Raw genomic sequence first — 7,627 nt, forward strand, 5'->3', positions numbered from 1 at the left:
TTTAATTATGTGTTTTATATATTAAAGAAGGATTTTTCCTATGAATATTTAAGATATTTCTTGTATTTTTGAGACTTATGAAACTAGTACAATACCTGGCTTTTTTCCTTATTTCTCACCTGGTGTATTGCGAGTGTAACTATGCTTGTTTCTGAATTCATGGATACTAATCTTATTACAATTAAATTTGATGATAAATTATCCGTTGTAAAAGCAATATTTGAAAAATCAGAAATTCATTACGCGATAGTGGTTGAGGATAAAAAAGTCTTTGCTGTGGTTTCTGATCGAGATCTTTATATGGCGTTGAGTCCAAATGTCGGTACGGTGACAGAAACACTTAAAGATGTGGCAACACTCAATAAACGTGTACATCAGATCGCAACTCGTGATCCTGTTGTATTGAAGTCAGATGCACCTATTGCAGCAGCAATTGGAATATTCAGCGAGATGCCTATTTCATATATTCCAATAGTCAACGATAGAATGGAACCACTCGGAATCATATCTGCCAGGAACGTTTTTAAAGTAATTTTAGCTCTAATGCAAACAACCACAAAATGAACATAACTTTAAATAATCTGCATTGGATTCACTATATTGAATCATTACGGAAGGGTGATAAGAAGCAATCTTCGTATTTGTCGAAGTGGCGCATTCTTTCTCGCTTTGAAATGTTAGAGAACGGCACAGAGCATTTTAAATTTGCAGGAGGTGAAGAACCTAATAAATTATTATTTGAATTAAATCTAATGTCTGCCAATAGAAATTTGGATGAAATTAAAAATCATAAATTAGAGAATTCAGCAGGCGCTTTGACTTGCTTAGGTAATAAATATAGTAATGATTTTATTATTAGCGGGATTATTGTTCTCAACGATGGTGCCTATGATGAAGCGATTTCATCCGCTAGGTTATCGACCTTCACTTTTTCTCAATTTATTCTGAGCCTGGAAGGATTAGAGCCACCGAAATCAAACAATGCCATTCCCATCTGGAATAATGTTAACAACAAGAATTTGAAAATTTCACACGTGCAAACAAATTTTCATTATGGGCATACTCATCTCACCGAGTTTTATACTAAGAATCAACCTGCTACTTTAGTTAGATCGTTATGACATTAAACTAATATTATAATTACCCACATCGTCAAATCTAACTTATATTATCTATAAAAACTTATTTGTATACAATGTACAAGAAACAAATATTAAAGTAAAACAATAAGACTCTCTGAGTTCACTGGAGCCAATTAGAAATCTTTAAATACGTATAAGGTTATTTTTAAGTTCCATATTATTCAGTAATCAAAGATTAATGCAAAACTATAGATAGTTATGTTAACTTATTGCTATATCAACGAATTAAAAAAATACTATCGCAGCCATTAAAATTATCACTGACGGAAAAATCGATTCAAGTTCTGCTTTGTTAAAGAGCATTAGGAAAGGGCACTACAACACAAAAATAACCTCCAGACAATGTGCAAAACGCAAGCACTGATCTACCTCTAATTCCACCGGATCTGTGATGCTGATGTTTGTAAAAACAACAAATTATTATGCATACATAGACATAAACAATTTAGTTAAACTATTTACTTATGTTGCATGATTACAGTCTATATGTTTCTTTATGGAATGTATGGAGCGGAATATTGCGCCAAGAAGCACTAAGTCTTAAAAATCAAAAGATCTTACGGTAATCTGCTTCCAAAACAAATACTATAAACATGTAATTAAGGCGAATACCCAGGGAAGGGCGGTATTGCACTTGCCATCATATCCGTTGAAAAGAAGAAAGTGTCCGATCTTTCCGCGCGTCAAGTCTGCGTGTAGAAAAAACGAATTTTGAGCGTGGTTCATATTGGCAGTCAAAGTAATTGGAACATTTTAAGAATGCAAGCAATAATAAATACAATTAAATAAAGTTGAGAAGAAGATCTTTCGATCAGGTAGTAGCGAGGTAAGTTTTCTTACAGGAATATATGACAATTAAAAAGTCATTGTAAATTTAGTTTGTCGGCCGCATTTCCTACATTTAAATAGGAAATATCTGACGTATTACAACTGCAACAAATAAATCAATATGGATTCATTCGAGCCTTTCGATAAGAAAATTCATGTTATTTATATTAATATCTTAGGCGTCATTTCTAAAGTGTCTTTAATATTCTTTTTTAACTACTGGAAGTTATCGCAGAACTAATCCTTATGCCAGGAGATTTCATGAAAAGCAATTTGTTTAAAGTTAATTTTTCAAATTTCTAACATTGTATTGTATTAAATAATCAGGAAAGAAACTTATGGTAGCTAATCGGCTAAATATTTTAGTTGTCGAAGATGATAATTTCCAGCGTAAGATGATTGTAAAGATGCTGCATGCTTTAAATGTGCTATCAGTAAATGACGTGGACAATGGCAGAAGCGCGCTGGAGATTATTCGTAAACAAAGTGAAACTCCGGTAGATATCGTGATCTGTGATTTAAATATGCCCGAAATGGATGGTCTGGAATTTTTGCGTCATCTCGGAGAGAAGCAATACAACATCTCAGTCATCATAATCAGCGCATTAGACAGCAAACTGGTTTTATCCGCAGGCAAAATGACCAGAATGTACGGTGCTAAATTATTAGGTGCAATTGAGAAACCCATTTACCTGGAGCATCTGAAAGATTTATTTCTAAAATACGAACGATTCGAAAATAAGTGGTTTCCGTCTACCGAATCAATCAATTTTTCTCTGGATGAAATGAAACAGGGTATCCGTAACAAGCAGTTTGAAACATTCTTACAACCCAAAATAGATTTACAAACAAGCCGGGTGACTGGAGCTGAAGCACTGGCAAGATGGATTCATCCGGTGCATGGCGTAATCGGTCCCCATATCTTTATTCCATTGCTCGAAAAAAATAACCAGATAGATGAATTGTCTTTTTTGATCCTTGATAAAGCTGCTGCCGCATGTCGATTACTTCATAATAATAATTGCAAAATTACCGTATCTGTCAATCTTTCTCTGGTCTCATTGGACGATATCACACTGGCGAACAAGATTTCCAAGATTGTGAAAGCAGCTGATGTAGACCCCAGTTATATCACTTTGGAAATAACTGAAACAGCGGCTATGACAGGCGCTGCCCATGCATTGGAAAATCTCACGCGTTTGTGCATGAATGGATTCAAATTGTCGATTGATGATTACGGTACTGGTTATTCCAGTTTGCAACAGCTTACGCGAATTGCTTTCAGTGAACTCAAGATAGATCAGTCTTTTATACAGGATTCTGTTAATAATGAAGCAGCACGCATTGTGATCAAATCAAGTATAGATATGGCACGCGAATTGAAAGTACAGAGTGTGGCTGAAGGAGTGGAGACTCAACAGGATTGGGATATGCTTAAGGATATGGGTTGCAATACGGCACAGGGATATTTTATTGCAAAGCCTATGAATCTGCCTTCATTTATTGACTATTGTGTCGAAAAAAAACAGAAATATTAATGAAAATATACAATTTGTCGTTTTGAGTTTCCGGCGAGCTTCTTAAAAGGTATTAAATATTCTTTTTTCTACTTAAGGACACTAATATGAACCAGCTAACTTCTGCTGAGCAAGCTAATGAGCAGGTCTCCAGCCAATGGTATACGCATGCCATGGAACAGTTAGTTGAAGTGATCCAAATGCTGTCCATGGCTCGTGACCTGTCAACGGTCATGGAAATCGTGCGGCATGCTGCGCGTGAATTGACTGGTGCCGATGGCGCGACTTTCGTGCTGCGCGACAAAGGAATGTGTTTTTATGCTGAAGAAGATGCTATCAGCCCACTATGGAAAGGTCAGCGCTTTCCAATGAATGCGTGCATCAGTGGATGGTCTATGATTAACCGGAAGCCTGTGGTTATTAAAGATATCTTCGCCGATCCACGTATTCCGGTTGACGCCTACCGGCCAACTTTTGTACGCAGTCTTGCAATGGTGCCGATTCGCACTATTGATCCGATCGGGGCGATTGGCAATTACTGGGCCGAACAATATCTGCCTGCTCCAGAGCAACTCAAGCTGCTGCAAGCGCTGGCGGATACCACTGCAGTAGCTTTGGAAAATGTCCGCGTTTACGAAGAGCTTGAGCAACGAGTGCAGCAACGCACTTTCGAATTACAATCGATACTCGATAACGTGCAGGTTGGCGTTATGTTTGCTGTCGATGGGCGCATTGTTCGCGCCAATCCCAAGTCAGCAGAGATATTTCGGCACAATGTTTCGGATGCCTTGCTGGGCATTCCGCTTGATAGCATATTCTGTAAACAGAAAGATGATGCATCATTGGTTGACATTGCCAGGTCTCATCTTGCCAAAAATGATGTATTTAACATTCAATCCAGGCTTAAACGCAAAGATGGGGAAAATTTCTGGGCTCATCTTATTGTCAAATCACTTGATCCTGATAGCTACCCAGGTGGAGAAATATGGGTCATTAACGATATCAACGAAATTAAGGTAAAAGAAAAGAAACTCAATGAACTAAAAATTGCCGCGGAAATGGCCAACCATGCCAAAGATTCATTTCTGGCCACCATGAGTCATGAAATTCGTACACCGCTAACAGGCATGCTAGGAATGTTAGAGCTGCTTTCCATGACTCATTTGGACGAGGATCAAAGCGCCACATTGGATACTGCCTGGAATTCCGGTAGAGGATTGCTGCGTATTGTCAGTGACATTTTAGATTGGTCAAAGATCGAAGAAGGAAAGCTGGAACTTTCCATGCGCCATACGTCGATTGCGCAGCTTTTGCAAGAAGTTGTCAATACTTATTCGCGCTCAGCCAGTGCCAAGAATCTAATATTGTGGCAACAAACCGATGATCGCCTCAATCCAACGCATATCGTTGATCCTCTACGCCTTTCGCAAGTACTTAATAACTTCGTAAGCAACGCAATTAAGTTTACCCAGGGTGGAGAGGTTATGGTTCGTGCTGAATTAATTGAGAAATTCGAAGACGGCGAACGAATACGTTTTTCTGTCAAGGATACTGGGATTGGCATAGCCAAAGATGCGCAGCAGCAATTGTTTCAACGCTATCGACAAGAAAATGCTGACATAGCGCGTATGTATGGCGGGACCGGGCTAGGATTAGCGATTTGTCGCCGCCTTGCGGAGCTGATGGATGGGCAGATTGAGTTGGATAGCAATCTTGGTCAAGGATCGATTTTCAGCATTATATTGACATTGCCAGTTAGTGATGTGCCTGGAGAAGTTGTGCGACAAATGAATCTTGAGGTGGAACAAAGGAAAATCCAACCTATGTTGGAAGACAGTCCGGACAATCCATTGGTGCTGGCAGTGGATGACCATCCAATTAATCGAGATTTGCTGGCGCGTCAACTCAAATTGTTGGGACTTCGCGTCAAAACCGCAGCTAATGGCAAGAAAGCATTGTCTATGTGGCAAAATGAACATTTCGCGATGGTGATTACCGATTGTCACATGCCAGAGATGGATGGTTACAGCTTATCAAACGAGATACGTAGAATTGAATCAGAGAAACAGCTTCCACGTACTCCGATCATTGCCTGGACAGCCAATGCGCTTGCCGAAGAAGTAAACTATTGCCACTCCGCTGGCATGGACGAATTATTGATTAAGCCTGCCAATCTCACACACTTAAAAGCTGTAATGGAAAAATTCTTGTCAATGAATGAGAATCCGGTTAAGTCATTGACGAAACTCGAGGCTAACGAAAGTATCGATATCATTAATTTCATGGAATTAGGAAAAACTGTTCCGGATAGTTCCGAGCAAATTCAAGTTCTGCATGAGTTCCGGGAGCATATCCTGAATGATCATGCGGTGTTAGTTGAAATGTTAAAACAGAATGAAATTACTCGTGTAAAAAATATCTCTCACCGTATGCTGGGTGGTTGCAAGATGATCGGGGCTACTCATTTGGTGAAAACTTGTGAGGCGATAGAACAATATGCACAAAAGGGGGATATGGTTGGTGTTAGAACCGCAGAAGCATCGCTGGATGATGCTATAAAACAATTTGAAGACTTCTTATTATCCAAAAGTAGAAACCAGAAAAAAACTGAAGCTCTTACAACTCGACCAAAAAGGCGCTAACACAAATAGATCATAAAATCTGTTTATTTTAAGGCATTAGGATAATTCCATAGATCTATACTTACTTCGGGTTTATTTAGCTACCAGAATGGGTGATTTAAATGAATATTAACAATGTAATGAAATCTAAGTCATTTTTCAAAATGCGTCAAATAATTAAAATATTTTATTTAAACATCTTAATCCTTTCATTTTTATCATTATCAGGATGTTGGACAGAGAAACATTTACTTCAGGCAATCAAATATTCTGAAGCTTCGGTAATAGCGGATGATGGAGCAGCTATTGCAAAACACTCAACAACTGCGAGAATTCATGCACTCTTGGTACAAAACCAGAATTATATTTCATCTGCCGAGGGGATTCATTTAGCAATTGCCATTATTAGTCTGGAGCAAGCTATTGAACATGGGAAACATGAAGCCCATGATTCAGCGAGAAAATCAGCAAGAATAGCCGCGGCTCATTTCAAGGAAATTACGAAATATTAGCTTATTTCATTTCGGGTTGTTTAATGCGCGTGCATCACGGACCTAGCCGAAAATTTCCTACCGCAGCGAACTTAGTTCATGCCCTCAGTTGGTACATTTTTCTCAATCTTGCCACAAATTCATTCGTTGAACAGTCTCTTTGACAATCTTTGAATTAAACAATGTATTGAAGGGCAGTTGTACGCTTATTGTTTGCTTGGCTATGAATATTTTTATGTTCAAATTGATTCTGTTCGGCTAAAGGCCATGAAAAAGCTTCGATTAAATTAGAGGTGATCTCAATGAAAACAGACAAGCAAGTAGGAATAGAATGTTATTCAATATTTAATCATTTACAACATCTCACCGATTCACATATTCCAGAGTTAGATTACGAGATTGTCATACAAATGCCTGAAAATTCCTTTCAACTGCATACAGTAACTTTTTTACATAACTTGCGCTTAGCTGCGCTTGAAAACAATTTAGCCAATCTTTTATCAAATTGCTATTTGGAATCAGAAGACTTTGATCAGTTTAAACGTCTAACGCCTTTTTTATGCTCTGTAAGCCATTTACTGTGTATGAATAATCTAGTTCCATTTCATCAAGTAGATGAAGAGAAAGTATTGGATTTTTTCATGCGCTTTGTTGCTAATTTCGCTATGGAAGTAAACATAGCTGAATTCATCCAATTTAAAGTAATTCCTTTCATGCACAACTTTAAATTACGCAACGAAAAACAAACTCACGCATTTCCAAAGCATCGGCGCTCAGCAAGTCAGTTACTCCATTAATTTGAATCATTCGTATGTTCAAGGAACGCGCCGCGCTACGCCGCGTAGAGTATAAACTGTATACAGGCACAATAGAATAATCCAAAGACTCCCAGCAAGTGCCAGTCGATGATGCTGCCAAACGCAGAAGTAGCTATCCATAACATAAAAATATTTTATGCCTATGAACTGTTTTCAGTATTTTCTGCTCAAATGCTTTGAGATCAATAACATAAGGAGATTGAATCATGC

At 38.2% G+C, this 7,627-nt stretch carries 6 protein-coding genes; all 6 read left to right on the forward strand.

Annotation, left to right across the window (positions count from 1 at the left end; translation table 11 throughout):
* Positions 1-141 precede the first annotated feature (141 nt).
* Complete coding sequence (locus C7H79_RS15910) at positions 142-564, forward strand: CBS domain-containing protein (RefSeq protein ID WP_106708238.1); 423 nt, start codon at positions 142-144, stop codon at positions 562-564.
* Entirely contained in the window at positions 561-1,121 is a 561-nt protein-coding gene (locus C7H79_RS15915) for a hypothetical protein (protein WP_106708239.1), read from the forward strand. The genes C7H79_RS15910 and C7H79_RS15915 overlap by 4 nt, the downstream gene beginning before the upstream one ends.
* A gap of 1,187 nt (positions 1,122-2,308) precedes the next feature.
* Positions 2,309-3,508, forward strand: a complete 1,200-nt coding sequence (locus C7H79_RS15920; protein ID WP_106708240.1) for an EAL domain-containing response regulator — start codon at positions 2,309-2,311, stop codon at positions 3,506-3,508.
* Between the two features lie 86 nt (positions 3,509-3,594).
* Entirely contained in the window at positions 3,595-6,129 is a 2,535-nt protein-coding gene (locus C7H79_RS15925; RefSeq protein WP_106708241.1) for an ATP-binding protein, read from the forward strand.
* 101 nt (positions 6,130-6,230) lie between these two features.
* Positions 6,231-6,620 (forward strand): small metal-binding protein SmbP, encoded by a 390-nt coding sequence (gene smbP / locus C7H79_RS15930; protein WP_106708242.1) that lies wholly within the window; start codon positions 6,231-6,233, stop codon positions 6,618-6,620.
* Positions 6,621-6,901: 281 nt separating this feature from the next.
* Positions 6,902-7,396: a hypothetical protein gene (locus C7H79_RS15935; RefSeq protein ID WP_106708243.1), complete on the forward strand. Its 495-nt coding sequence runs from the start codon at positions 6,902-6,904 to the stop codon at positions 7,394-7,396.
* The last annotated feature ends 231 nt before the right edge of the window (positions 7,397-7,627 follow it).

The sequence above is a fragment of the Nitrosomonas supralitoralis genome (assembly GCF_003011925.2).
Lineage (GTDB): Bacteria > Pseudomonadota > Gammaproteobacteria > Burkholderiales > Nitrosomonadaceae > Nitrosomonas > Nitrosomonas supralitoralis.